The sequence below is a fragment of the Paenibacillus sp. CF384 genome, from assembly GCF_900106745.1.
In the GTDB taxonomy this organism is placed as follows: domain Bacteria; phylum Bacillota; class Bacilli; order Paenibacillales; family Paenibacillaceae; genus Paenibacillus_Z.
Genome location: NZ_FNNV01000001.1, coordinates 646294 through 670452, shown reverse-complemented (window position 1 = coordinate 670452; position 24159 = coordinate 646294). Strand labels below are relative to the sequence as shown.

Annotated in this window: 23 protein-coding genes and 2 pseudogenes; 19 read left to right on the top strand and 6 right to left on the bottom strand. The window is 49.9% G+C overall.

The annotated features are described in order from the left end of the window. The first annotated feature begins 43 nt into the window (after window positions 1–43). Genes BLW29_RS03085 through BLW29_RS31310 form a run of 3 tightly spaced genes read left to right on the top strand, consistent with a single transcriptional unit; the run spans window position 44 to window position 3205 of the window. Entirely contained in the window at window positions 44–1126 is a 1083-nt protein-coding gene (locus tag BLW29_RS03085) for a tetratricopeptide repeat-containing glycosyltransferase family 2 protein (protein ID WP_090976083.1), read from the top strand. 19 nt (window positions 1127–1145) lie between these two features. Beyond that, window positions 1146–1853: a glycosyltransferase family 2 protein gene (locus tag BLW29_RS03080; RefSeq protein WP_256208274.1), complete on the top strand. Its 708-nt coding sequence runs from the start codon at window positions 1146–1148 to the stop codon at window positions 1851–1853. A 14-nt stretch (window positions 1854–1867) separates the two neighbouring features. Beyond that, entirely contained in the window at window positions 1868–3205 is a 1338-nt protein-coding gene (locus BLW29_RS31310; protein ID WP_177186467.1) for a glycosyltransferase family 2 protein, read from the top strand. A 60-nt stretch (window positions 3206–3265) separates the two neighbouring features. Here BLW29_RS31310 and BLW29_RS03070 read toward each other — a convergent pair whose 3' ends face one another. Next, complete coding sequence (locus BLW29_RS03070) at window positions 3266–3937, bottom strand: class I SAM-dependent methyltransferase (protein WP_256208273.1); 672 nt, start codon at window positions 3935–3937, stop codon at window positions 3266–3268. A gap of 185 nt (window positions 3938–4122) precedes the next feature. On the opposite strand from BLW29_RS03070, the gene BLW29_RS03065 reads away from it, so the two are divergent. From BLW29_RS03065 to BLW29_RS03040, 6 genes are all read left to right on the top strand, one after another. Beyond that, complete coding sequence (locus BLW29_RS03065) at window positions 4123–4872, top strand: ABC transporter ATP-binding protein (protein WP_090976079.1); 750 nt, start codon at window positions 4123–4125, stop codon at window positions 4870–4872. After that, on the top strand, window positions 4841–5623 hold the full coding sequence (locus BLW29_RS03060; protein WP_090976077.1) for an ABC transporter permease: 783 nt from the start codon (window positions 4841–4843) through the stop codon (window positions 5621–5623). The genes BLW29_RS03065 and BLW29_RS03060 overlap by 32 nt, the downstream gene beginning before the upstream one ends. A gap of 75 nt (window positions 5624–5698) precedes the next feature. Next, on the top strand, window positions 5699–6415 hold the full coding sequence (locus BLW29_RS03055) for a response regulator transcription factor (RefSeq protein WP_090976075.1): 717 nt from the start codon (window positions 5699–5701) through the stop codon (window positions 6413–6415). After that, window positions 6405–7355, top strand: a complete 951-nt coding sequence (locus BLW29_RS03050) for a sensor histidine kinase (protein WP_256208272.1) — start codon at window positions 6405–6407, stop codon at window positions 7353–7355. The genes BLW29_RS03055 and BLW29_RS03050 overlap by 11 nt, the downstream gene beginning before the upstream one ends. Before the next feature lie 20 nt (window positions 7356–7375). Beyond that, window positions 7376–8314, top strand: a complete 939-nt coding sequence (locus tag BLW29_RS03045) for an ABC transporter ATP-binding protein (protein ID WP_090977064.1) — start codon at window positions 7376–7378, stop codon at window positions 8312–8314. Further along, window positions 8295–8978, top strand: coding sequence for an ABC transporter permease (locus BLW29_RS03040; protein ID WP_090976073.1), 684 nt, complete (start codon window positions 8295–8297; stop codon window positions 8976–8978). Before BLW29_RS03045 ends, BLW29_RS03040 begins: the two co-directional genes overlap by 20 nt. Before the next feature lie 100 nt (window positions 8979–9078). On the opposite strand, the gene BLW29_RS03035 is transcribed toward BLW29_RS03040, so the two are convergent. Continuing rightward, window positions 9079–9726 carry a ThuA domain-containing protein gene (locus BLW29_RS03035; RefSeq protein WP_090977062.1) on the bottom strand — a complete coding sequence of 216 codons (648 nt, stop codon included), beginning with the start codon at window positions 9724–9726 and terminating at the stop codon, window positions 9079–9081. 25 nt (window positions 9727–9751) lie between these two features. Further along, complete coding sequence (locus BLW29_RS03030; protein ID WP_177186466.1) at window positions 9752–10474, bottom strand: SDR family oxidoreductase; 723 nt, start codon at window positions 10472–10474, stop codon at window positions 9752–9754. 153 nt (window positions 10475–10627) lie between these two features. On the opposite strand from BLW29_RS03030, the gene BLW29_RS03025 reads away from it, so the two are divergent. Next, entirely contained in the window at window positions 10628–11365 is a 738-nt protein-coding gene (locus BLW29_RS03025; RefSeq protein ID WP_090976068.1) for a WecB/TagA/CpsF family glycosyltransferase, read from the top strand. A gap of 10 nt (window positions 11366–11375) precedes the next feature. On the opposite strand, the gene dapA is transcribed toward BLW29_RS03025, so the two are convergent. Next, a complete protein-coding gene (gene dapA / locus BLW29_RS03020; RefSeq protein WP_090976066.1) occupies window positions 11376–12260 on the bottom strand; it encodes a 4-hydroxy-tetrahydrodipicolinate synthase in 885 nt (294 codons plus the stop codon). Between the two features lie 109 nt (window positions 12261–12369). Here dapA and BLW29_RS03015 point away from each other — a divergent pair, with 109 nt between their 5' ends. Further along, window positions 12370–13236 carry a LysR family transcriptional regulator gene (locus tag BLW29_RS03015; RefSeq protein WP_090976064.1) on the top strand — a complete coding sequence of 289 codons (867 nt, stop codon included), beginning with the start codon at window positions 12370–12372 and terminating at the stop codon, window positions 13234–13236. A gap of 3 nt (window positions 13237–13239) precedes the next feature. After that, window positions 13240–14144: pseudogene (locus BLW29_RS32075) on the top strand (polysaccharide deacetylase family protein). A 74-nt stretch (window positions 14145–14218) separates the two neighbouring features. Here BLW29_RS32075 and murA read toward each other — a convergent pair. Next, the gene (gene murA / locus BLW29_RS03000; protein WP_090976059.1) at window positions 14219–15514 is read right to left on the bottom strand and encodes a UDP-N-acetylglucosamine 1-carboxyvinyltransferase; all 1296 of its coding nucleotides are present in this window, start codon (window positions 15512–15514) and stop codon (window positions 14219–14221) included. Next, window positions 15501–16319 carry a DeoR/GlpR family DNA-binding transcription regulator gene (locus tag BLW29_RS02995; protein WP_090976057.1) on the bottom strand — a complete coding sequence of 273 codons (819 nt, stop codon included), beginning with the start codon at window positions 16317–16319 and terminating at the stop codon, window positions 15501–15503. Before BLW29_RS02995 ends, murA begins: the two co-directional genes overlap by 14 nt. A 134-nt stretch (window positions 16320–16453) precedes the next feature. On the opposite strand from BLW29_RS02995, the gene BLW29_RS02990 reads away from it, so the two are divergent. The 7 genes and pseudogenes from BLW29_RS02990 to BLW29_RS02960 all read left to right on the top strand — a co-directional run bounded on the left by BLW29_RS02990 (window position 16454) and on the right by BLW29_RS02960 (window position 24149). Then, a complete protein-coding gene (locus BLW29_RS02990; RefSeq protein WP_090976055.1) occupies window positions 16454–17464 on the top strand; it encodes an aminoglycoside phosphotransferase family protein in 1011 nt (336 codons plus the stop codon). Between the two features lie 82 nt (window positions 17465–17546). Beyond that, entirely contained in the window at window positions 17547–18059 is a 513-nt protein-coding gene (locus BLW29_RS02985; protein WP_090976053.1) for a GNAT family N-acetyltransferase, read from the top strand. A 29-nt stretch (window positions 18060–18088) separates the two neighbouring features. Beyond that, a pseudogene (locus BLW29_RS02980) lies at window positions 18089–18699 on the top strand (nucleotidyltransferase family protein). Window positions 18700–18848: 149 nt separating this feature from the next. Continuing rightward, window positions 18849–20129, top strand: a complete 1281-nt coding sequence (locus tag BLW29_RS02975) for an erythromycin esterase family protein (RefSeq protein ID WP_090976050.1) — start codon at window positions 18849–18851, stop codon at window positions 20127–20129. A gap of 164 nt (window positions 20130–20293) precedes the next feature. Then, window positions 20294–21838: a spore germination protein gene (locus BLW29_RS02970; protein ID WP_090976048.1), complete on the top strand. Its 1545-nt coding sequence runs from the start codon at window positions 20294–20296 to the stop codon at window positions 21836–21838. After that, window positions 21835–22944, top strand: a complete 1110-nt coding sequence (locus BLW29_RS02965; protein WP_090976046.1) for a GerAB/ArcD/ProY family transporter — start codon at window positions 21835–21837, stop codon at window positions 22942–22944. Before BLW29_RS02970 ends, BLW29_RS02965 begins: the two co-directional genes overlap by 4 nt. Next, window positions 22941–24149 (top strand): Ger(x)C family spore germination protein, encoded by a 1209-nt coding sequence (locus BLW29_RS02960; protein WP_090976044.1) that lies wholly within the window; start codon window positions 22941–22943, stop codon window positions 24147–24149. Before BLW29_RS02965 ends, BLW29_RS02960 begins: the two co-directional genes overlap by 4 nt. The last annotated feature ends 10 nt before the right edge of the window (window positions 24150–24159 follow it).

Sequence of the window (24159 nt, the reverse complement as noted above, 5' to 3'; positions counted from 1 at the left end):
GAAGCTACCTTGGACGGATTAAAGGGGGAAGCAGCGGGGAGAAATGGTTACGATAAGCCTGTGCATGATCGTGCGTGACGAAGAGCTGGCATTGGAACGATGCCTATTAACAATTCATGATATGGTCGATGAGATTAACATCATTGATACCGGTTCAATGGACCGAACGAAAGAAATTGCTCGGAAATATACGGATAACATTTATGATTTTGGCTGGATAGACGACTTCGCTGCTGCGCGTAACTTCGCTTTTCAGACCGCAACGAAGGATTATATATTATGGCTGGATGCGGATGATACCATTGAAGAAGGGGATCGAATTCGCTTCAAGCTGCTGAAGCAAGTTCTAACGACCGCAGTTGACCGAGTGACGATGCCCTACAATCTTGGATTTGATCATGCAGGCAACGTCACGTCCAGTTTAAGGCGCAATCGACTTGTTCGAAGGGATTGCCAATTTCAGTGGATTGGACCTGTTCATGAGTATTTGAATGCTTGGGGGCCGGTACTGGATAGCGATGTTTGTATCACGCATAAGAAAGAGAAAACATACACCGATCGGAATCTGCAAATCTATCAGAAGCGTCAGAAGGCCGGCGAGGAATTCTCCATTCGGGATTTGTATTACTATGCCAATGAGCTTCGTGACCATCGCATGGATACAGAGGCCGTCGTGTATTATGACAAGATGTTGAAATCCGGCCAAGGATGGATCGAAGACAACATCCAAGCATGCCTCAAGATGTCGGAGTGTTATCAACGATTGGCCAACAAGGAGCTGCAGTTCCATTCCCTCACTCGCGCGCTCCTATACGAACGTCCAAGACCTGATGTTTCCTGTGCGCTTGGCGCTTATTTCTTCGAGGAGAAGCAATACGAAACCGCGATTTACTGGTATCGCCAAGCAACGGAAGTAACGCAGCCCGCGACGATGGGAATGGTGAACAACGCAACCTCGACTTGGTTCCCGAATCTGCAGCTGTGTTTGTGTTATGACAGGCTGGGGCAGTATGAAGCCGCATACACCTATAATGAGACTGCGCTGCGTTACAATCCGACGCATCCGAGTTTATTGTATAACCGCGATTATTTTAAGGATGTTCGCAAGCTCGGTGGGACGTCATAAGCGAAGGGGGTAGTGGCAAGTGGCAGAGAGACAGGGGCGAATAACGCTCTCTATGGTCGTGCGAAACGAAGCAGGTCGTTATCTTCGCAGAGCACTCATGCAGCATCGCGAATTTATTGATGCAGCCGTAATCATCGATGATTGCAGCGACGATGAGACCGTTGCGATTTGTATGGAAATGCTGGCAGGTATACCGCTCAGAATCGTGAGCAACCCACGTTCGGAGTTTAGCAACGAAATCGAGCTTCGCAAACGGCAATGGCAAGAAACGGCGGCTACGAATCCGGAGTGGATCCTTAATCTGGACGCTGATGAAATCTTCGAAACGAAGATGCGTGATGATGTGCCGGCCATGGTTAATCAGCATGTGATCGATACGTTTGGTTTCCGCTTATACGATATGTGGAGTGAAACGCATTACAGGGAAGATAACTACTGGCAAGCACATCTCTTCTATCGTCCGTTCCTGGTCCGATATCGGCCGGATATTGAGTACCGATGGAAGGAAACTCCGCAGCACTGTGGCCGCTTCCCTCTCAATGTACTCGAGTTTCCTTTTGCCATCCACGAGGCTAGGTTGAAACATTACGGGTGGGCAACTCCGGAAGATCGACAACACAAATACAACAGATATATGCAGCTTGATCCGGATGCCCGTTATGGGTGGAGAGAGCAATATGATTCCATTCTCGACCAGGCACCTCCGCTTAAGGAATGGATGGATTAAGGAGAGTGACTTTGTTGAGTGAGAAGCGCGTGCTGATCGCAAGTCCCGTCAATCAGGTCAGGACTATTTTGGAACCGTTCTTGGCATCGCTGATGGGACTTGCGAAGAGCGAACTCATCGTTTCGTATTTGTTTATCGACGACAACCAAGATCCGGCATCCAGCCACCTTTTGCAGCAGTTTCAACAGACGGCAGGGAACACCGAGCTGCTGCGTTACTCGAATCTCACTTTCCCGGACGCCCGAGTTCATTTCTATCATAAGGACGAGAATACCCATTATTGGAAAGAAGATTTGATTTGGAAGGTCGCAGAGATGAAGGACTATATGATCCAAAAGGCGATCGAGCAGCAGTTTGACTATATCTTCCTGATCGATTCTGACCTCGTCCTGAATCCCGGCACGTTGGAACAGCTTGTCCTGGCACAGCGAGATGTGATCTCCAATGTCTTCTGGACGAAGTGGGATCGAAGCGGGATGGAGCTTCCTCAGGTGTGGTTGTCGGATGAATACATCCTATACGATAAGAAACGAGAGGAACATTTGCTGCCAACTGAAATTACGGCCCGCACGCAGCAGTTTATAGATCAACTTTGGGTACCTGGGGTATATGAGGTAGGTGGTTTGGGCGCATGCACGTTGATCAGCCGGCACGCACTTAGCGCAGGGCTTCGATTTGCCAAGATCCCTAATCTTAATTTCTGGGGCGAAGATCGACATTTCTGTATCCGGGCAGCAGCCATGGGTTTTCCTTTGTATGTAGATACTCATTATCCGGCTTATCATATCTATCGAGAAGCTAATTTGTCTGGGTTGGAAGCTTTTGCGGTAAATGGGTATCGAACGATTCGCGATCGATTGGGGAATGCACAGTGGCTGCAGCAGCAGGAATGTTATGATCTGGCTTGCGTGCAATATGAAGCTTATTTGGATGAGAAGCTCGGAACGCCCGAGCAGATGTTAAGCGCAGCCAAGAGTCTTGCGGATTGCTGGGGCAAATTAGGGGATACCGCGAATCAAGTAAAGACGCTGCGCCGTGCACTCGAAATCGGAGTTCTTCCGCAGCCAGACTGTTATTGTCAGCTCGGAGCTGTTTATGTGGAACGGAAGGAATGGCAGCTAGCGATTGAGGCTTACACGGCTGCCGCAGACATGAGCGAACAAGATATGCCGCTTGAACGATGGAACGCCTATTGCACATGGCTCCCTCATTTGCAGCTTAGTTTATGCTATGACCGTCTGGGGTTACTGGAGGCTGGCAATCGTCACAATGAAATTGCCTATTCCTATCATCCGGATCATCCTGCTATCTTGTATAATAAAGCTTACTTTGCAGAGGCGCTGAAGAGTTAGCATGGCAACAATTTAGGCGACGTTCACCGCGTGTATGGCGGTAAGCGTCGCCTATTGTGCTTACGATGCGCTTCGCTTCTTCAACAACACGCGGAAGCAGCTTAGGCCGCCCCATTGCTCGGTGTATAAGACATTGGCCGGTAATGTCGTATCGATAGAGCCGACAAATTCTAAGCCTGTCAGCATCATGATTAGTTGAAAGTAAGCAAAATCGACAGTCGGGTAATCCAGTGTCATCACAATTAGGCCGTCATCTTTCAGTGTGCGATGAAATTCATGCATGGCGAGAAGCGCGTCTGATGGGCTTAAATGCTCCATGACAGAGACGCAAAATATTTTGTCAAAAAGGCGGTCACCGTAGGGAAGTTCGGTTAGGCTTGCTTGCTGAAGATGGATTCTTGAGCGGAATTGCGAGTCGACTAACTTGGCTGCCTCCTCGCTGATGTCCGTGCGGACTCCTTCTACGATGTTGTCAAAGGAGGAGATCAGCGGATCCCAATCGCAGGCATAGGTTTGTTTGCAATGCTGTGCCAAGTAAAACTTAAAGGGGTGCGAAATGCCGCAAGCGGCATCCAGCACAATGTCATCGGCTTCTGCAAAAGCAGAGCACCACTGATATTCATAAGGTCGGCTCCACCAGGAGCTCGGAAGCGGGAAGACGAATTCGCTGGCAAACGGATCACTTTCCAGTATGAACCTGGATGTGAGGTCAGACGGAGACAGATGCTTCAAGCGTTCACACTCCTTCTGGAACGGACGATTAATCTGATATTGCTGATAGTGTATGAGTGATAGGTTCGTTTGCGTACAGCCGTTTGCGGAGCATTTCGAAAGACTTTCGTAAGATTTGGGAAAGGGTCAGGTATGGTTTCTCCGTTACGATTAGAGCATTGAATGAGTGATGGAGGGATTGCACAATGAGCGAACCTATTGTTGAGGTCCATAATCTAACGAAGCAAATTTTCGGAAAAACGATCGTGCATCATCTTCACTTTCAGCTAAACCGCGGCGAGGTGTTTGGTTTACTCGGACCCAACGGAGCTGGCAAAACGACAACGATTCGCATGATGGTCGGCTTAATAGCAATGAGCGATGGAGATGTCCGAATTGGCGGAAGCAGCATTCGAAGTCAGTTTAAGGAAGCGATTCGGGATGTCGGCGCAATCGTGGAGAACCCTGAGCTGTATAAGCATCTCACAGGGCTGCAAAATTTAAAGCAATATGCCCGCATGGGTGAGGGGATCACGCCAAGCCGAATCGAGGAGGTTGTTGCACTGGTGGGACTTACTTCTCGCATTCAAGACAAAGTGAAAACCTATTCGCTCGGCATGCGCCAACGACTTGGCATCGCGCAAGCGCTGCTGCACAAGCCGGCCGTTCTCATACTCGATGAACCGACCAACGGCCTTGATCCCGCGGGTATCCGCGAGATGAGGGGACTCGTTCGTAAGCTTGCTCATGAAGAGGACATCGCGGTGATGGTTTCGTCGCATTTGCTCGCTGAGATGGAGCAGCTGTGTGATCGATTCGGCGTCATGATGGATGGCCGATTGCATGCGACCTTTGCGCTGGAGGATCTGACCCAATCACAAACCTTAGAAGAGAAATACATGCAGCTGACGGAGGGCGACAATCATGCAACAAGTAATACGCAAACTGCTCGTTAACGAGCTGCACAAGCTTTATACGCGGATAGGGACCAAGATCATGGTTGTACTCGTTCCCATGATGACAATTGCAGCGGGACTGCTTTGTTTCTATTCGAGTGAGCACGATATTCAAGTGAAGGATGCATGGGAGTTTCTCGATCTGGTCTTAACGGCCATTCCGAACCTCATGGATATTGTGACCCTGTGTACGATTATCGTTGGGGCAGGCATTGTCGCATCTGAATTCTCCGGCGGTACCATCAAGCTGCTGCTCATTCGACCGTATAGTCGTTCGCAAATTTTACTGGCGAAATACGCAGCGATGCTCTTATTTGGACTTTCGCTCGCAGGAGTCATGTTGGTTGCAGCATTGATCACTGGCGGTTTATTGTTCGGTTTCGGAGCTGGAGATGCTGCAGGGGATGTCCTGGGTAACTTGTTCAAAGCAGCAGTCTATGGCGGAATTGAGCTTGTGGTGATGGCGACATTCGCTTTCATGATCTCCTCCGTTCTTCGTTCAAGCGCAGTCGCGATCGGCGTATCGATCTTCTTCCTGCTGAGCGGACCGCAGCTTGCCTATATGCTGAAATCATTCGGCTGGACCCAATATCTGCTGTTTGCCAATCTGGATTTGTATTCGTACACGGCGGGGAGACCCTTCCTCAGCGATATGACGTTGACCTTCTCGCTGCTTATTCTGGCAGTCTATACAGCCGTATTCGCTGTTTTCGCATGGGTCGTATTCGCGAAGCGGGATGTCGCGAACTGACGATTCAACCGGACTGTTCATGGATTGGCAGAAAACGGTATACTGGTAGCAACTAATAGCCAAGGTGGTAGCAGCATGCAAAGTCGACTTTTACTCATAGAGGATGATTACGCGATAGCAGATATGGTTCAGCGGCATTTGTCCAAAGAAGGCTTTGTCCTCAGCCATGCGGCAGATGGGGAAGCAGCGCTTCGGCTGCTGGCTCAGGAAACGTATCAGCTCATCTTGCTTGATCTGATGCTGCCTGGCGTGGACGGCATGGAAGTACTGCGTTATGTGCGGGCAAGCAGCACCGTACCGGTCTTGATTCTCTCCGCCAAAGACAGCGATGTGGATAAGGCGCTCGGGCTCGGGTTTGGAGCGGATGATTATTTGGCCAAGCCGTTCTCGCTTATTGAACTGACTGCCAGGGTGAAAGCAGCGCTTAGAAGGGCATCGCAGTATGCTGGTGCAGCAACGGTTACCGCACCTCAGCAACATGTGCTTCGCGTTCATGAGCTAACGCTGCATACCGAGGAGCATCTGGCGATGAAACGCGATCAGCCCATTAATCTAACTGCCAAAGAGCTACTCATTCTGAAGCTGTTAATGACGTATCCGAAGCGTGCGTTTTCCAAAGAACAAATTTACCGCGCGGTGTGGAACGATGATTATTTGAACGATGTAAATGCGATCCAGGTTCATATATCACGCCTTCGGGACAAGATCGAGGATGAGCCTGCCACTCCGAAATACATTAAGACGGTATGGGGGATCGGCTACAAAATGGGGGAGTTCCGGGATGATGCTTGATCTTGTTCTCGTTCTGGCGGGGCTCGTGCTCCTTCTTCTTGTGCTTGTTCTTATTCTGCTCAAGCGTGGAAGGGCCATCACTCATGATCTTCGTTATGTGCAGTACAAATTGAATGCCATTATAGATCAGGATTCCTCGGAGAAAGTGCTTCGGCATACGGAGGCAAAGCAGGTTCAAGAGCTGCTTACTGCCGTTAACCGGCTTCTTGATGCCAATCGGAAAACAAAGTCAGACTACATTCGGATGGAAAATGCGCTGAAGAAAATGATCGCCAACATGTCGCATGATTTGAAGACACCGCTGACGGTCGTGCTTGGATTGACCGAGACGATGGCGCATGGGACATTGGCGGATGATCCCGGCGAACAGCGCAGACTCTCCCTTAAGGTTCATGAAAAAACGCTCGATATTATCAATCTGACGAATCAGTTCTTCGATCTGGCTAGACTGGAATCCGGAGATCGACCCGTTCCGTTGTCCAAAATCAACCTAAGCAGCTCCTGTCGCAGCAGCATCCTGTTCTACTATGAGGAAATTGAGTCGCAGGGACTGCAAGTGGAAGCTGATATTCCGGAGGAGCCGATTTATGTCTATGGCAATGAAGACGCGATCGGACGCGTATTACATAATCTCTTATCCAATGCCATCCGGTACGGTCATGATGGCGGAGTAGTCGGAATTGCGTTAGTTGAGCAAAGGGATCACGTGCTTATTGAGGTATGGGATCGCGGAATAGGGATTCGGCAGCAAGATCAAGCGAGCATCTTCGAGCGGCTGTATACGCTGTCGGATTCCAGAAATCAATCGCATCAAGGAAGCGGTCTCGGTTTAACGATTACGAAACGGCTTGTGGAGCTGATGGAAGCGGAAATTTCGCTCAAGAGTATGCCGAATGAGAAGACGGTGTTCACGATTCGGTTTATGAAATTCCGTTTCTAACGAGGGGGGCACGCATGGGTATGGGCATGATCATGCAAACGAAGCAGCTATCCAAGACCTACAAGAAGAAAGAAGTCATCGCAGGCGTAAACATGAGCGTGCAGCAAGGGGAAATCTATGGCTTTCTCGGACCGAACGGAGCCGGCAAAACCACCGTCATGCGTATGGTGACAGGACTTGTGCAGCCGACAAGCGGCGAGATCGAGCTGTTCGGCGAGAAGCAAACACCGGGGACCTATGAATGGATGAAACGGATGGGAAGCATTATTGAATATCCCATCTTCTATGACCACCTGTCTGCTCATGCCAATCTTGAGCTGCACTGCGAGTATATGGGCTATTATGACAAAGCTGCGATCGCAAACGCGCTGGAGCTGACCGGATTATCCGATGTGGATCGGGGAAAGCCGGTCAAACATTTCTCGCTTGGCATGAAGCAGCGACTCGGGATTGCCCGTGCGATATGCACGAAGCCGGAGCTGCTCATCCTCGATGAGCCGGTTAACGGCATGGACCCGTCCGGAATCAGGGAGCTGCGGGATCTGTTTCGGATGCTCAGCAAGGAGTATGGGATGACGCTGCTGATCTCCAGTCATATTTTGCAGGAAATCGAGCAGTTGGCGGATACGATTGGCGTAATCAATCATGGGCGGCTGATCGAAGAAGTGTCCATGGAGCGGGTAAGAGAAAGGCAGAATGAATACGTGGAAGTAACGGTCACGGACAGCAAGCAGGCGGTGCTTGTTCTGGAAGACAAGCTGGCTATTGCCAACTATAAAGTGATGGGGCAGGGAGCAATTCGCATCTATGACCCCGGAGTAACTCCTGTGGAACTGAATCGACTGCTGGTACAGCATGATATCGGAGTTGAGTCGCTCAACAAGAAGTCGCGTTCGCTGGAAGAGTACTTCCTCGGATTGATCGAAGGAGGCAGCGGGCATGTTGTGGAAGCTGATTAAGCTGGAGCTTAAGAAGACGAGGTGGCGCGGGCTGCTGCTCTCTGCCGTGGTTACCATTCTAATGCTGGTGCTTTGGGTGGTAGGCAGCGATATCCCTAATAATGATGTCGATTCGTATGATCGTGCTTTTCAGAGCATCATGAATTACGTGGGCATTACGTTCGTGATCTTCGCATCCGTGTTGATGTCGAGAATGATCATTGATGAATATCGCAACAAAACGGTGACGATTCTGTTCGTGTATCCGGTGCCTCGCAACATGATCTTCGCGGCCAAATTGGTCATTATCGGTGTCTGGACTTTTCTGACGGTTATCATCGGGCATCTTGTGGTATCCGGCGCGCTGCTTGTTGCCAATTCCCATTATCACTATATTGCCGAACCGTTAACGAGAGATCGACTCTGGGAGGAAGCGCTGCGAATCATCATTATTGCCGTTATCGCTGCAGGGTTGTCCCTCGTTCCGCTCTTCTTCGGTATGCTCCGCAAGACGATGCCGGCGCTGATCATTAGTTCGTTTATCATCTCTAATTCGGGGATGGTCGTTATGAATAACGATGTCCTGTATCAGAACCTGCAATCCATGTCGATACTCGCTTTGGTCAGTGTTGGTTTCGGTTCATTGATGGCTTATCTGGGGGTAAGGCGGAGCGGAGAGTTATAGGGAGTAAGGTAATAAAATAAGCCGGAGGGTATCGCTCGCCTTGTGATCTTGCGATTATAAGAGCGAGTCAAATACCCTCCGGCACAAATGCATAAATGTATTAGAGCTGTTCTGTCAGCCAATTTGCGCTGTTGCGGATCAATTGTCGACAGGCCGGATGCAGGAAAGAGGGCTTATGATGCCCGGGCATCAGATAGACTAACCTTCCTCGACCGCGGTTAGCGGTCCATGCAGCCGGATAAAGTTGACCCTCCATTGCGTATTCCATCAACACGCTGACATGGCTTGCCGGAAGAAATTCGAACCGATACGGTTCTTCTTCGAGGAAGAAGGGGGCGACGCCGCGTGTGACCGGATGCTCCGTATCGGAGAAGTGAAATTCAAGGCTTTGATAGTCCGGATGTCCGGTGAAGCGCGCACCGATGAGCTCGGCGCATTCCTCTCGGGACTGAAGCGATATTCCGTTATGGATGACCAGCAAACTGCCTCCTTGATGCACATATTGCATCAAAGCAGCAGCTTGGTCCGTTTCAATCGGTGAGCTCCAGCAGTCCGTGTAGGAGATAAACAGATCGCAGGCATGCAGAATATCAACATCCAGCGTATTGTAATTATCGGTGTAACTGATTTCATATTGTTCCTCGCCAAGAATGGCAGAGAGTTCCTCTTGAATGTTAATCAGTGGATGGTAAGGCGCCTTTGCATTATCGCCAAGCACGAGCACATGCTTCCGAGTATGTACAGTCATCGCATTATCCCTCGCTTTCTCATTCTCACCAAGACATTTCATTTCCTGAGTAGTCTCTAAACAGCGGCTTATCGGACGGTTCATTCGGCTTGAGCTCAAGGATGCGTTCGATAATATGAGCTGCAGATTGATCTGCCGTGAGGGTCGCTTCGGTGTTTAACGTCCCGCTCATGTACGATTGTACCCAGCCTGGATGGAGGAGCAGGACTTGCCCGCCGGACTTCTTCACTTCGTTATGGATAAGTGCACCTTGCATATTCAGCGCTGTCTTCGACATGCAATAGCCAAACCAGCTTGTACGTTCGCAATCGGCAATGCTGCCGGCTTCCGAGGAGATCGTGACGAACAGCTTGGATTCGCTGCGAAGCACCAGTGGAGCAAGCGCATTGGTGACGCGCAGCGGTCCGAGCGTGTTTACATTGAACACCTGCTGCATGTCGGCCAATGGAAGCGGATCTAGAATGGTCGCCTGAATATCGCCTAATATCCCGGCATTATTGAGCACCAGATCCAAGGTGTCGGTCATGGCGGCGATTTGTGCTGCCGCTTCGGCCACGCTTTGATCACTTGCAACGTCCAGCTTCACCAAACTGAGAGAATCCTGAACCTCAGACGCGAGCTGTTCAAGCTGCGGACTTTGATCCAGATAGTGACCGGCTATTACGTGATACTGTTCTTGAAGAAGTCCTTTCACAAGCGCTAAGCCAAGCCCGCGATCGGCGCCTGTTACGAAGGCAAAACGTTTCATCTGAGCAGCCATCTCCTTATGCGACCCGAGTAGTAGTGGTGGAAAGAATCGTGCCTATTTCCATTTTACTCTTTTTCTGGCTGCTGCTAAAGGGTAATATTGGGTATGTAAGCGAATTCCAACTTTCGGCAAAAGGTGGCTCAACGACTACACATGAAGACCTACTCGAGGATTATGGGAATTCCGGTTCCTAAGCTGACGATGAAAGAAACGATTGCCATTATTGATCAAGTTATAGATGAACATCGATCTGAATTATTTCATGTTGTGACGCTTAACCCCGAAATCACAATGTCCTGTCAGCATGATACGCAGCTGCGCAATATTGTAGAAGAAGCTGGACTGCTCACAGCGGACGGCATGGGCATCGTAATGGTTTCCCGGCTGAAGGGAAATCCGCTTCCCGAACGCGTAACCGGTTGTGATCTGCTTCTGCAGCTGCTGCAAGCAAGTGGTCCGATTGCCAGAACGTATTATTTGCTTGGCGCGAGTAAAGAGACCAATCAACTAGCGGCGGAAGAGATCGAACGGAGCTATCCCGGTGCGAAGGTAATTGGCAGACAGCATGGCTTCTATGGCGAACACGAAGAGGGACGCATTATCGCAGAGATTGGGAGGCTGAGACCGGATATCCTGGTCGTTGCTTTAGGTGCGCCTAGATCGGAACAGCTAATCCACCGCTATAAGAGCGTGCTTAACGCGAGGATTGCCATGGGGGTCGGCGGCAGCTTGGATATTATCGCCGGAACCGTGAAGCGAGCGCCGGCGATCTGGCAGAAGTGGAACGTGGAGTGGCTGTATCGACTGCTTAACCAGCCTTCCAGATGGCGCAGACAGTTGATATTGCCGCGTTTTGCAATTCGGGCATTGATGTATAAGGACAAGAATTAGAGCAGTGACCTTATCGCTGCAGCAGCAATCGGTTTAATTGTTGAGCTAAATCGGCACTAATCGGACTCATAGGCAAGCGCAGCGAAGGTGAGGCAAGAAGGCCTTGCTCAGCCAGGATCCATTTGAGAGGTGCGGGATTAGACTCTTGAAACAGGGCTTGAATCATAGGCGTAAGCGAATGGAATAAGTTCTGCGCTTCGATCATTTCTCCTTGCGACACGTGGTTGAATAATTGCACAAACCGTTCGGTATGCACATTTGCCGATGATAATATGCCTCCGGTTGCTCCGTTGGCTAACATCTCCAAGTAGGTTTGATCATTGCCGCAGAGGATCGGTTTCGTATCCGATTGTACAAGCTGGGTCAGGAGCTGCGTGCTGCTTGTGCTGTCCTTTAATCCAATGACACCTTGTACATCCAAGATTCTTTGGACCGTTTCTGAGGTTAATTGCAGCCCCGTGCGAGCAGGTACTTCGTAGGCAATAACGGGCACGCCGACTTCGGCAGCTCTACGAAAATGCTCGATCACGCCTTCCTGCGATGGACGGCTGTAATAGGGCGTTACAACGAGGACGGCATCTGCGCCTAGCTCAGCGGCTAATTCCGTCCGCTGGACGGTGGAGCGGGTGCTGTTCGTTCCCGTACCGACAATGATCGGCAGTTCATGATTGCCCTTTGTCATCGTTTGTTTGGTCGCTGCGAAGAGAGTTGCTACTTCATCCCAGGTTACGGTCGGTGCTTCACCGGTGGTACCGTTAACGACTATGCCCTGTATGTGATGGTGCAGCAAATTCGCCACATAACGCTGATAAGATTCCAAATCCAGCTCTTCTGTCGGCAAGAATGGTGTAATCGTAGGTACATAAGTTCCTTTTAAATCGCGTTCATTCAGCATGATAACATCCTCCTAAAGTATGGTTGCTATCACTTTAACATGTTCTTTCGCATCACAGTTATCTATAATAAGTGATGAGTGTTATCAATAATATTGAAGTGGTGACGATATGGATCTTACTTATTTCCAGACCTTTCGGGAGGTCGCATTCCATCAAAGCTACACGAAAGCAGCGGGAGAGCTTGGTTATGCGCAGTCCAGCGTAACGATGCAAATCCAGAAGCTGGAGCAGCTGTACGGAGTAAAGCTGTTTGAAAGGTTCGGTCGCGCCTTGCGGCTGACATTGGCGGGAGAAGAGCTGCTCAAGATCTCTGTTCAGATGCTGAATTTGTATGACCAGTCCAAGGGGATGCTTGCCGTTCAAGGCGGGGGGACTTTGACGATCGGGACGATTGACTCGCTAGCTTCGTATTATCTGCCACCTTTTATTCAGCAGATGAGGCAGCGGTATCCGGCACTTACCATCCGGATTCAGCCGGATCGCGAGGCTGCGATTGTGGAGAAAGTGCGAGAAGGGGAGTACGATCTTGGACTCTTACTGGAAAATAAACCTGCTCATACCCCGCTAACTTGGACGGCGATACGTGAAGAACCGCTGGTTCTGGTTACAGGTGCCGAACATCCGGTTACATCGATGGGAACCATTCACATCGAACAGCTTCAAGACGCAGAGTGGCTGATGTCCGAGCCCAGCTGCAATTATCGGATGATGCTGGAACGGGTCCTGCAGGAGGAAGGTATTTCTTATCGCATTGGCTTGGAGCTTGGTAATCCGGAAGCGATTAAGCGCTGCTTAAAGGCTGGCTCAGGTATCGCGTTGCTGCCACGAATGGCTGTACAAGAAGAGATTGAACGTGGTGAGCTAGCTGTACTGCCATTCTCTCATGCAGATATCAGACTGGACTTGCAGCTTATCCTTCACCCGAAGAAATGGATCTCTCATGCCTTGCAAGATTTTATCGATTTGTTGGATTAAGAGGTGGTTGGCGTGCTTCATAGGTTAGGTTGTGCAGCAGAGGATCGCTTGTTAATTATTAACGCGGACGACTTGGGCATTACGCAGGGAACGAATGAGGCGGTTTCGAAGCTGTTTGCAAGTCGCGCCATTTCATCGGCTTCCATTATGATGCCTTGCCCTGGTGCGAGAGAGGCGGCTCAGCTCTGCTTACAAGATGCCAATAGTCATATTGGCATTCATCTTACCTTATCCAGTGAGCAAACCCATCCCTATCAACCTGTTTATCAAAAGGGGAGCCTGTCCAGTTTAGTGACAGCGGACGGATTCTTTCATAGCGACTTATCGTATATCGAGCACCATGGCGACCCGGAAGAAATTCGCTGCGAACTGGAGGCACAGATCCAGCTTGCCCTAGCCCTTGGCATCGACCCGACCCATCTGGACAGTCACGGGGGCACGATTATGGGGCTGGCAGGAGGGCGAGATTTTCTGGAGATCGCCATTGATTTATGCGAGAATACCGACTTCCCTTTAACTTGCCGAAACGCATCATGGAGCAGTCATTTATTCCATCAGAGCTGAAGATGGTGTTTCAGGCCAGGATCGAGATTGCAAGGCAGCGAGGGATTTTGTTGATCGACGATTTGATTTCTTTGCCGTACTGCATGGAAGAATCGATGGGATACGAGCAAGCAAAGGATCGAATCATGAAGCTGCTGGCGGATCTAAAGCCGGGAGTCACACAATGGACAGTCCATCCATCATGGCACACGCTCGAGCTAGAGACGCTGACATCCTGTGCACGGGAAAGGGAGATTGAATATCGCTTGTTGTTGGACGAGGATATTAGCAGTCTCTTGAAGAGTGAAGGCATTCGTCGAGTGTCTTGGAAAGATATAAGAGATGCCCAGAGAAAGTTCCTATAAATTCACTGGCAACCAGCGCTCCGTTGTCATAAAGAGAGCAGCCAACCATACACGGCAAGCTGCTCTTGGATAACTTATTGAATGCCGGTGATTAAGCTGTGAGCCGGCATTTCGCTGCTGTCATACATGCTGATGTTCGCGCCGAGTGAGCGGAAGGAGCCGACTACATCCTCATAACCGCGATCGATATGCTGAACGCCGGCGATTGTCGTTGTGCCTTCCGCGCGAAGTCCGGCAAGAATCAAGCAAATGCCGGCTCTAACATCGGAAGCGTGCACCAAAGTACCGTGCAATACGCTGCCGCCTTTGATAGAGGCTACGCCAGAGCGGATCTTAATATCCGCCCCCATGCGAATAAGCTGATGGGCATGATTGAATCGAGCCGGATAGATCCGCTCGCCGATGATGCTTTTGCCGCGGGCTTGGGTAAGCAACGCCGTCAATGGCTGCTGCAGATCCGTTGCAAAACCCGGGTACATGGCCGTACGTACTCGAGTAGCACGAAGGATTCCGGTCGAATGTGCGGTAATGGCGTTATCGTGTACATCCAGCTCCATCCCCATTTCACGCAGCTTCGCTAAGCAGGAAGAGAGATGCTCGGGGATCACATTGTCCACGGTAACCGATCCGCCCGTAACGCCGGCAGCCATCAGGAATGCACCGGCAATCAGCCGATCCGGTATGACAGTATAGGAACCGCCGTGCAGCGATGTAACACCTTCTATGCGAATGGTATCTGTACCGGCTCCGGTAATTCTGGCACCTAATCGATTAAGCAGATTCGCGGTATCTGTAACTTCCGGATCACGAGCCGCATTGAGCAATACCGTTGTGCCTTTCGCACGCACGGCTGCCATCATGACGTTAATCGTTGCGCCGGATGTAATCATGTCGAAGTAAATTGTCGCCCCATGGAGCTCTTTGGCTTCCACGGTGTAGAAGGTCGGATGAAACGTGAACGTTGCGCCCATCATCTGAAGTGCTTTAATATGCTGATCCATTGGACGACTGACAAAGTCATCACCGCCGGGATATCCGACTGAAACTTTGCCGAACTTGGCTAGAAGTGAACCGACGAAATAATAGGCAGCACGGAAAGAGGACGATTTGACAGGATCAAGCACCGTGCTCGTAATATTACGCGGGTCCAATGTAATGGCACCTGACTCATGACGTTCGACCTGAAGTCCGATTTCACGGCTCATTTCATAGATGACTCGCAAATCCGCAATGTCCGGAATACCGAGCAGCGTGACCGGTTCATCGGCCAAACAAACTGCTGCAAGCAGTGCTAGCGAGCTATTCTTGGAACCGGGAATTTGAACGCTGCCATGAAGAGAGTTGGACCATTCCACATTAATTGCTTTCATCGATTACGCCTCCGCTTGAATAGTGTTCATCGGCAATGATGACATTGACGTTACGGTTCTCACATTCTTGTATAAAGGGATCGGGAGCCTTCTGGTCGGTAATAAGCAAATTAATCTGCTGCAAGGGGACAGAGGTGGCAAAGCTGCGGACACCAATCTTCTCGTGAGGCGCAAGACAGATGGTTTGCTGAGAGGCATCGGCTACTGCTCGAATGAGTGCAGCATTCTCCGGCGTTGCGACGCAGATGCCGTTCTGTGCGATTCCGCCGCCGGTAATAAATCCGATATCGTAATTGAATCTGCTGATCATTTCGACGGCAATGACGTCGATTAAGCTTTCACCGGCAGCTCTTAGCTTGCCGCCGACAAGGTAGGATTCAATATGAGTCATGGATCGAATCGATTCCGCGATCATAAGAGAATTCGTAACGACGGTGAAAGGAAAGTCGGTGGGGAGATATTTCAACATGCCGTACTGAATACCGGCTCCGCCAATGAAGATCGTATCGTTTCGTTGAATGTAAGAAGCGGCTAATTTGGAAATGGCATTCTGGTGCGGCGCGCCTTCCCCGTACCGAATATTCTTCGGCTGCGGTTTGGCACGTACTTTATGCGACTCATTCGGAGCTGGCGGTATCGCGCCTCCGTATGTTTTCTGAAGGAGACCTTGCTCCTTCATGATGGTTAAATCACGGCGTATCGAATCAATAGAAAGCTGAAATTGTTGTGCCAGCTCCTGTGCAACGACTCTGCCGTCCTTGGCAAGCATCTCCAGGATGCGCTGCCTTCGTTCCTCTGCGAGCATGGTGACCTCCGCGGCTTTTGCTAAAGAATAGAACGCTTTTGCCTATATCCTATTCCGTATTGTTCATTGTTGTCAATTGAATTATTCGGTTTTCTTCATGGTTGTTCATTATTCGTGACAAAAGGAAGAAGAACATGAACATAGAACGTAATGAAACACTTATTAGGCAGTGGGCCGAGTCGAATGCAGCTTCATTGGGACTGCAGCAGGGATCTGAAATAAAGGTTACTTATATTTACAATCCCGGGGGATTTGTGAATCAGTCGTATCGGATCTCCGCTGGGAAGACGATCAGGCATCTCAAGCTCGCACCTGATGCGAAAATGCACCGGCTTCAGCAATGGGCTTCTGTCAGCGAACAGCTGTCGAACCGCTATAACGCTCCACGGTTAATCCGTGAAATACAAGAAGAGATCATACCCGATTATCGATATGGGCTGGTGTTCGAATATATTCGTGGCGAATCTTTGACATCGATCTCGCATGCATCAGCTGCGATTTCGAAAGTGCTGTTCAAGCTGCAGCAGCTGCATCGTGATCAAGAGCTCGCTGCGGCGCTCGTTCGTACTGACGCTACATTTACCTATGCGGATGCCTTCGCTGATGCTTACATTTCTCGTTTCGAAGGAGATATGGTCACGATCAGAGAAGGGAAGCATTTGCTTCATTTTGTAACGGAAGAGACGTTGGATTGGTTTGATGCTGAGATCCATGATTTGCGAGAGACGGTGTATGCCAATCCGGCTTTCCGGAAGTCAGCGAGCGATGTTGTGCACAATGATTTGGGCTGGAACAATGTCATGGTGGATGAGCGCGATGAGATTTGGATGATTGACTGGGATGACTTAGCGGCAAACGGAGATGCGGCGATGGACTATTCCGTCCTGTTATGGCCGTTATATAACACAGCTGATTGGCCTTACTGGAAGGCAAAAGTGATCGAACAGGCAGGCGAAGAGCTGTACGAGCGACTGTCGATGTATTTTCGAGCTAGTCTTCTGGATGATGTCATCGACATCTTGGCGGATTATGTAGATTCGGAGACGATTCCCGAGCTGCGAGAGAAGACACAAGCAAGGGCACAAGCGACACATCTGCGCGCTTATCCGGAGTATTTGAGGTTATATTTGCGAGGAAACCGCTAACGAACCGTAGAGGTCTTATTCGGCTTCAAATTGTGACGGAATCAAACAATGATACATATTTGGTGAGAAGGAGGAGAACCCGTTGAACATTGAAGTAATGGTACTGCCTTATCAGGACAAAACGCTCCTCTACCAGCTCATACAACTGTACCGTTATGATAGCAGCGAGTTTGATGGACATGTGCTGAATGAGCATGGCTTTTATTTATACAAATACTTCGATCATCAGTGGACAGACGACTATCGGCGTCCCTATCTCATTAGGGTTGACGGCGAGATTGCGGGATTCGCACTAGTAAGTCTGGATGTGCCACCTGAGTATATGAAGCTGAGTACCGCTGAACGCACGCATACCATCGGTGATTTCTTCATCATGCGCAAATATCGGCGTATAGGCGTTGGTCGAGTGGCGGCGCAATTCATTATGGAGCAGCATCGCGGTTTCTGGGAGATTCGGCAAACAGCCGCCAATACATACGCGCATTCTTTCTGGAAACAAGTAATCTCGGATTATGTCGGTGAAGGCAATTATCAAGAGAAGCTTATTCAAACTGACCAGTGGAATGGGCCGGTGTTTGTATTTCGCAGTGAATAATATGAGGTCGGGAGGAGTATGGAATCGGAATGATCATGAAGTCATATGCTTCGCATAATCAAGATATTGCCACGCAGATGGACAGTCTTACACGGATTGTTCTAATGAATCCTGTACTGGAGAACGTTTTGGTGAAGGCATCGTCGCTCCAATTGGAGCACTATTACATAGGGGCAGGCTGCGTGACGCAGACGGTCTGGAATTATCTGTGCGGGCGTCCGCTGAATGATGGGATTAAGGATCTGGACTTTGTGTATTATGACGAGGATTTGTCGTACGACAAAGAAGGAGAGATTATCGATAGAGTAAGAGCGGCCTTCGGTGAACTCCCCTATCAGCTGGATGTGAAGAATCAAGCTCGGGTTCATCTTTGGTATGAGGACCGTTACGGCTATTCGATCCAGCCTTATCGATCATTGGAAGCAGCCATTAACAGTTGGCCGACAACGTCGACGGCAATTGGGCTCAGAAGGACTGAAGATGGCACCTGAATATCTATGCGCCATTCGGATTAAATGATCTGTTCGGGTTGATCGTACGAGCCAATAAGGCACAGATCACGGAAACGTTCTATCTGCAGAAAGCGGCGAAATGGAAGGCAAACTGGCCGGCATTGACGGTCATTCCATGGGAGGAATAGCGACGCATAAGGGGGAGACGTGTGAAGGCGAATACGAAGCTTATTCTGCTTGAAGCGGCCTTAACAGCATAGCTCATAACTCTTGCACGAATTGGAAAATATAAACACTATATTTTCCAGCTTGTGAGAAGAGAAGGGGACATTCTACGATGAGCATTAAAGGACGAACGAACGATCGGCAGGAAATAGTCGATGCGATCAAGCAGCGAGCGAACCGCTTGGAGCAGCCTGTGGATCTTCTGCATCTTGCGAACGCAACAGCCGGCTCGAAATATGTATTGCTCGGCGAAGCGAGTCATGGAACGAGTGAGTTTTACACGAATCGAACGGTGCTCTCCCAAATGCTGATCGAACAGCATCAATTCAGCTTCATCGCAGTCGAAGGTGACTGGCCCTCCTGTTATGAAGTGAACAAGTACGTCAAGCATCATCCGGAGGCATTAGGATCCGCCCTCGAAGTGCTGCAATCCTTCGATCGCTGGCCGTTGTGGATGTGGGCGAACCGGGAAACGTCGGAGTTAATCGAATGGCTGCGCGAGTATAATCGCGAGCTGCCTGAGGAATATCGGATTGGATTCTATGGCATTGATGTGTACAGTCTTTGGGAGTCGATGGACGAGATTATCAAACATCTGAAGAGGACGAATTCGCCGGAGCTTGCTGCAGCGCTGAACGCCTTCTCCTGTTTCGAACCGCACAGCCGGGATGGCCAGAACTACGGCATGTCTGCTGCATTCTTCTCCGAGATGTGCCAGGATGAAGTGCTTCAACTGCTAAGAGAGCTGGAAGCGAAGCGCAATCGTGCCGGCGGCACGCATGAATCACTGTTGAATGATGAGATCAATGCGCTCGTTGCCGTCAATGCCGAGCGTTATTATCAGGCCATGGTGAAGGGCGGTCCTGACTCGTGGAATATTCGGGATCGGCATATGGTCGAGGCGCTTAATCGAGTCATGCATTTCTACGGTCCTTCTGCAAAAGCAATCGTATGGGAGCACAACACGCACATCGGAGACGCGCGTGCTACGGATATGGAAGCAGACCGTATGGTCAATGTGGGTCAGCTTCTCCGCGAGCAGAGCGATGAGATGGAAGTGTTCGCCATTGGATTCGGGACACACAGCGGTAAAGTCATCGCGGCGGATGCCTGGGAATCACCGCTTGAGGTGCTGCGTGTTCCGGAAGCGCGGCGCGGCAGCTGGGAGGATCTGATGCACGAAGCAGGTGCATACGATCAATGGTTGATTTTCCGAGGGACAGATACGGAGGTCTTCCATCATACGTACGGCCATCGCGCGATCGGCGTGGTCTATCATCCGCATTACGAGCGAGGCAATTATGTCCCCAGCGTCATGGCGGAACGCTATGATGCCTTCGTGTTTATCGACCGATCGAACGCGCTTCAGCCGTTAATTCCGGCCACGGTGTAAAGAGGTGAGCTAATGAAGGAGCTAAGCATGCGTGTGCTTAGCTCCTTTTACTATGAGGGCGGCAGGCGCGCATACTCAAGATGGAATTGGGAAATCCTGCATAGTGATGTCGAACGAGCGTCATAGGACGGGAAACTACTAACGAGATAAGAGGATGAACTTTCATGAAGGCGTATCGTCAACCAGCCATCGATTCGCAACACCAAGAAATGAAACGCCCTCTGTCCGCGAAGCTCGGTGAAACTTTGCAAATGCTTCGCTCTATTTACGATAGATGCGAATATGTGACCATTCATGAATTCGTCTTGTCTAATAGACGGAATGCCGCCCTGATCTATATCGAGAACTTATCCGGTAAAGAAGCCATAGACAAATTTGTGCTTGTCCCACTCATCGCGGAAAGCTCCTGGCTGGAAGCGGGTGAATCCATGAAGGCTATTCAAGAGAAAATTCCAGTCTCCAAAATATATACCGTAGACCAGATTGCAGACGTCATTGAACGAGTATCCATTGGATATCCGGTGCTGCTCGTTGATCTGGAAGATCAAGGCCTCGCTCTTGGTTTGTCGCAATCGACCAATCGGTCGATCGAAGAACCGATTGCAGAATCCATCGTCAGAGGATCAAGAGACGGATTCACGGAAAACTTGATGACCAATACATCTTTACTGCTAAGGAGAATCAGGAGCCCGAAGCTGAAGATGAACTGCATTAAGATCGGAAGATATACGCAGACGGACGTAGTCATTACCTATATCGATGGAATCGCTGATTCTGACTTAGTGAGTGAGATAACTGCGCGTTTAAAGCAAATTGACGTTGACGGGATATTGGAAAGCGGTTATCTTGAAGAATTTCTGGAAGGTAATTCTTATTCTCCGTTTCCTCAATTTATTGCTACTGAACGACCAGACGTAACTTGCTCGAATTTATTGGAAGGACGCATAGCCATACTGGTGGACGGGACGCCATTCACGATCATCGCGCCGACAACGTTCTTTTCCTTGCTGCAGTCGCCGGAGGACTATAATAATAGGTTCATAATCGGCACGATGATTCGCTGGCTTCGTTATCTCTTCATCGGAATCAGTTTGTTAGGGCCCTCGGCATATATCGCCATCCTAACCTACCATCATGAAATGATTCCCACAATCCTGCTGCTCAGTATAGTGGAATCACGAGAGGATATCCCATTTCCGGCTTTAATTGAGGCTTTGTTAATGGAGGTTACGTTTGAGGCGCTTCGAGAAGCCGGTTTACGACTTCCCAAACAGGTCGGTCCCGCCGTCAGCATTGTCGGAGCGCTCGTAATTGGACAAGCCGCAACGGCAGCCGGTCTCGTATCATTTCCCATGGTTATGGTCGTAGCCATTACCGGAATCGCTTCTTTCTTAACGCCGCATTATACGCTTGGCATTACGATTCGAATGCTTCGCTTTCCGATTATGATTATGGCGGGCATGATGGGTTTGCTGGGGATCATTCTCTCGCTCATCCTTATCGTCGTCCATCTAAGCACGCTGCGGTCATTCGGTATTCCATATTTGACGCCGCTCGCGCCATTCAAACCTAACGAACTGAAGGATGTGCTTATTCGTGCTCCCTGGTGGAGGATGACTACTCGCCCGTCTCTGGCCGGCGCGATCAATAAGTATCGACAAGCTCCCGGACAAAGGCGCAACAAGAAAGAAGGGGAGGGGGCGGAATGATTGAAAAAGGCAAAATATCCGCGCTGCAATTGGCCATGATCTTGTATCCGGCTATAGTCGCTACAGGCGACCTCATTATCCCAGCCTTTACGGCCAGACTCGCTAAACGGGATTTGTGGATGTCTCCGATTTGGGCGATCGTTGTCGGTTTAATCGTGCTCTATATCATGTATCGGCTATATAAGATCTATCCGAACGAAACACTGATTCAACAGCTGGAACGCATATTCGGCAGCATACTTGGCAAAGCCATCGGAGCTTGCTATCTATTCGCCATTCTTCATATTAACGGAATGATCGTCAGGCAATACGCGGATTTCGTCACGATGGTTTTCCTGCGCAATACGCCGATTCTGTTTATCATCGCAAGCATGGTGTTGGTGTGCGCGATTACCGTGCGCGGAGGCATCGAAGCGATCGCAAGAAGCGCACAGATTTTAGTGCCGCTGCTCATCCTATCCTGGATCATCATACTCGTCTTGCTCATTCCGGACATGCAGCCTCATAATCTGCTACCTGTCTTTGCTAACGGGGTTCAACCTTCATTAAAAGGTGCAGTCCCGACAGGGGGCTGGTTTGCGCATTTCGCGCTCGTATCTTTTCTGCTGCCTCATCTGGTTAATCCGCAGAAGGCGATGAAGTGGGGCACTATCGCGGCTATATTTATTATGGTCACGCTGGTCTTAATCACGATGGCGACCTTATTTATATTCGGAGACATCACCTCGCAGCTGCAATACCCGGTCATGATGGCCATTCGTTATATTAACGTCGCCGATTTCTTCGAACATGTAGAGGCGATTATGGTGGCAATCTGGGTTATCGGTGCGTTTATTAAAATTTCGATTTACTTTTACGTGTTCGTGCTCGGAACCTCGCAGCTGCTTCATTTATCCGACTTCCGTCCGATCGTATATCCAAGCGGTATCCTGCTGGCCTTGTTCACGCTGTGGGTTGCCCCCAATATTCAAGAGTTCGCTCACTACCTCGGAACGAGTACGCCGTTTGAGAATATGACGTTTGAATTGGTTCTTCCGGCTGGCTTGCTGCTCGCCGCGATCTTGCGAAACAAATTTCAACCCCGAGTAAGGAGGCATGGAGGATGAACGACGCAGGTCGAAGATGCTCCAGTAAATGGCTGCTCTTGCCTGGTTGCGTCATTATCCTTCTAACTCTCTCCGGTTGCTGGGATCGAAGAGAAGTCAACGATGTGGCAGTCATCCTCGCTACGGGTATCGATAAGAACGAATCCGGCGGCATTGAGCTGTCCGTTCAAGTATTTGTACCGAAAAAGCGGAGCGGAGGTCAGGAAAACTCGCGATCAGGCGGAGGGGCACCTTCGACATATGTGAGATCGGCCACCGGATTGACGGAGGCTGATGCCTTCTCAAAGTTGCGAGAAATGTTCCCTCGCGATGCCATCTGGGGACATGACAAGATTCTGATATTTAGCGATAAGGTCGCCAAGGAAGGCATTCGCGATACCGTCGACGTCAAGATGCGGTTTCCGGATGCTCGCATGCGATTGAAAATTTTTATCAGCGACGGAACCGCCAAGAGCGTACTTGCGCTGCAGCCTCCGTTAGAACAAAGCACAGCCAGCACGCTGCGGGCAATGACCAAGCTCCATTCCGTCATGGAAGTGCCGATCAAATCGCTGGCACAAATGCTGGCCGGCAAATCCGGAGCAGCCGCATTACCGCTGGTTAAGATACTCCCATCGGAGCAACCGTCAAGCCCGAATCAGTCAACGCCTTTCGTAAAGGGGACAGCCGTTCTCAAAGATGGCAGGATGATTGGGAAAATCGACGATGAATTAACCAGGTCGCTTCTCCTGCTTAGAAACGAATTAAGAACGAGTATCTTAACGTTTGCTCCAAAAGAAGGGAAAGGCCTGGTATCGCTGTCTTTAATAAGGAGTCATACGACAATGCGGCCTCGAATCAGCGATAAGAAGTGGAGCATGACAGCCCAAATCAATCTTGAGGCTAGGCTAGTCGAAAGCACAAACGCCATATCTTATAGAAACCCGCAATTAGCAAAACAATTGGAGGGTGAACTAAGCGAATACGTGGAAGGCCAAATAAAGAACCTATTTCAACGAGTCCAATTGGAATTGAAATCGGACATCTTTGAATTCGCCGAAATCTTTTACAGGAAATACCCGAACGAGTGGGAGCGCAATAAGGTGAATTGGGAAGAGAAGTTTCCGGAAGTCCAAGTTCACGTGCAAGTGGTTTCGAAGATCGTTTCGACAGGGTTAGTGGATGCCGGCGTCAACCGGCCTGAGAACGAAGTGAAGAAGAAATAAAGGGGCGATC